Raw genomic sequence first — 2,558 nt, 5'->3', positions numbered from 1 at the left:
ATAGATAGTCTAGATGGAAGCTCATAACGGTAAATGTATTAGTAGGTACATTTTACACCATAAACTCAGGAGAGCCGACTTTTTTATGCTTGGGTTGTTTACCAGACAAGCAGCCTAATACTAAGCAATCTGAAATACCTTTACAAGCAATCGAGTTACAACAATCTGCTAGCATAAAATACGTAGCTAAAGACGTTCAAGGCTGTCTTGAAGATTCTGAAAGAGCTTTGTCCATTGATAATAATTTTGCACTAGCCCACTTCTACAAGGGGCTTTGTCAATACTCTAGTGGACAAGTACAAGAAGGCCTTAGTTCAATGGAAAATGCCGCAAGAATTGCTAAGAGTAAGGGCAGGAATGATGTTGCAGAAAAAATCTCTGATGTGTTAGAAAAAGCTAAAATTATTTCTCAAAGAAACTCTGGTAATCCAACAAATACAGATTATTCTCCAGGAGATATCTCTGATACGATAAAAAGAGCTAAAAAAGCTGCTGAAGAAGCTCAAAAAAACTCTGGTAATCCAACAAATACAGATTCTTCTCCAGGAGATATCTCTGATACGATAAAAAGAGCTAAAAAAGCTGCTGAAGAAGCTCAAAAAAACTCTGGTAATCCAACAAATACAGATTCTTCTTCAGGAGGTGAACTTGATAACTCTACTCCGCTTAGTAATCCTGGTGTTTCCGATCAAGATAGAAAGTTTTTAGTATCAGTCCAAAACCAATTAGATGAAAATGGGTTCGTATGGGATACTTGGAACACTCTTGATGGGAAGGAAAAAGTGAAGATTGGCCGTTCTGCTTGTGAGACAATGGGCATTGGTGACAAGTTAAGACTTAATTGCATTTGTCAATCAGTAATATTACTCAAAAAAACTGCTTTTTTAGGAGTGGAAAATTCACGATTTGAGAGGGAGTAGGTATAAATATCACCCTCGGCATGATTCCTCATGATTCCTCGATCGCCCAAATCTCAGTTTTATGCCCAAAATCCCAGTAAATGTTGAGCATAATTGCTGATTGACAAATGCTTTCTTAGCTTAACTTGTTACCAATGGACAATGGGAGATCCGTTAGCTGCTGTCGATATATTATTATCGAGTTATGGAGATAGTATAAAACCGACTCCAAAACACTTTAGTATGAGATTAGCATCAAGCAGGATATTAAGCGTGGGTGCAGAGATATATTGTCCTGAAGTCTGGGTAGAGGGTCAGAGAACACTGAAGCGTAATGCACAACAATACCTTGATAATCAAGAGGATGAGCTCCAGGACTTGGCTAATGATTTAAGGCCTAAGACCTTGGATTTTAGTAAGTGATCGCATTTCAGCAAAAACGCGAAACAATTACGATCGCACTTCCTCTCTTCTCATTTGTTCGCAGCATCCTATGACCGCGTTTGAACAGCTTTTTGAAGTGCGATCGCTCCCACGTCCTTGATCACATAAACAGTTCTTTGTCAACATAAACATATTTCCCCAAAACTGTCAGCGGCATCATCTCCCCGCTGCCAAGTAAATCAATTGAAACCCCATCTCTAATCAATATTTTAAACACTTCCTCGTCGTCTTTTATCAAACTAGCATCTAACTCAATAACGTGACATTCTTCCCTCATTACCTCCAACGAATCAGAAGTAGATACCTGAAATATTTCCAGATTATTAGACCGCGCAGTCAAGCAATTGCCGTAACTGCCCGTAGCTTCAATATCAGATATTGCCCATTGCTTTAAGAGATAATTTTTGTCTAAATACCCAACGATTTTTGCAACTCTCAATTCCAGTTCTTCTTCTGCTTCGCAGCACAGAGTTACAGCCCATTTTTGACCGATATTATAGCTAATAGCCGACTTTTCAGATTTCATAATGCTTCTGGGATTCTACTTGAATCTACTCGCTTAATTCGATCCTTATGTCCTGTCGATCTCTCGCGATATCTCGGCCGGGGCGGGTTTTTGAGATTGTTAATTATTGGCAGGTATTGTTGGTGAACCCGCCCCTTGTATCTTAAAAGAGTGAGCTAGCCGCTCGCCACGTCATTGATTCGATCATACCGACAATCAGTAGATCATACCGACAATCAGTCGATCGTACCGACAATCAGTCGATCGTACCGACAATCAGTCGATCGTACCGACACTCAGTAGATCGTACCGACACTCAGTAGATCGTACCGACACTCAGTAGATCGTACCGACAAATGGGTGATCGTACCGACAAATGGGTGATCGCCACATCAATCAGGCTCACGAACCGACAATCAGGCTCACGAACCGATAATCAGTCGATCGAGCCGACAAGCAAAGTAAATCTAAAGAAACAAGGAAAGTTTCGTACAAATGGTTCTGTAACAGGCGAAAGTGTGAGCAAAAAGACATCAGAAATCGGTGAAGTTGGCCCGCCCCTTAGACTCAAGTTAAGTCTGTTGCGTAGATAAGCTCCCGTTTCTGATGACAGGCCCACATCATGCTGGACAGTAGACCTCTTGCGAAAGTGCGCTCGTTCTAGGTAAAATAAAATAAAAAATTAGATTAATAAGATGAATTACGAACAA

The 2,558-nt window shown here is 40.5% G+C and carries 2 protein-coding genes; one reads left to right on the top strand and one right to left on the bottom strand.

Annotated features, from left to right (window positions below):
• Window positions 1–89: 89 nt before the first annotated feature.
• Window positions 90–920: a hypothetical protein gene (locus tag QUA83_RS30230; protein WP_333297894.1), complete on the top strand. Its 831-nt coding sequence runs from the start codon at window positions 90–92 to the stop codon at window positions 918–920.
• A gap of 523 nt (window positions 921–1,443) precedes the next feature.
• On the opposite strand, the gene QUA83_RS30225 is transcribed toward QUA83_RS30230, so the two are convergent.
• Entirely contained in the window at window positions 1,444–1,869 is a 426-nt protein-coding gene (locus tag QUA83_RS30225) for a hypothetical protein (protein WP_333297892.1), read from the bottom strand.
• Window positions 1,870–2,558: the final 689 nt, after the last annotated feature.

This window comes from Microcoleus sp. K1-B1, assembly GCF_036704705.1.
GTDB lineage: Bacteria > Cyanobacteriota > Cyanobacteriia > Cyanobacteriales > Microcoleaceae > Microcoleus.
The sequence above is the reverse complement of the archived record's forward strand: the minus strand, read 5'-3'. Positions and strand labels throughout refer to the sequence as shown.

Excerpts from the sequence above, each read along its gene's own strand:
- QUA83_RS30225 (WP_333297892.1), bottom strand. The coding sequence starts at position 1,869 with ATGAAATCTGAAAAGTCGGCTATTAGCTATAATATCGGTCAAAAATGG.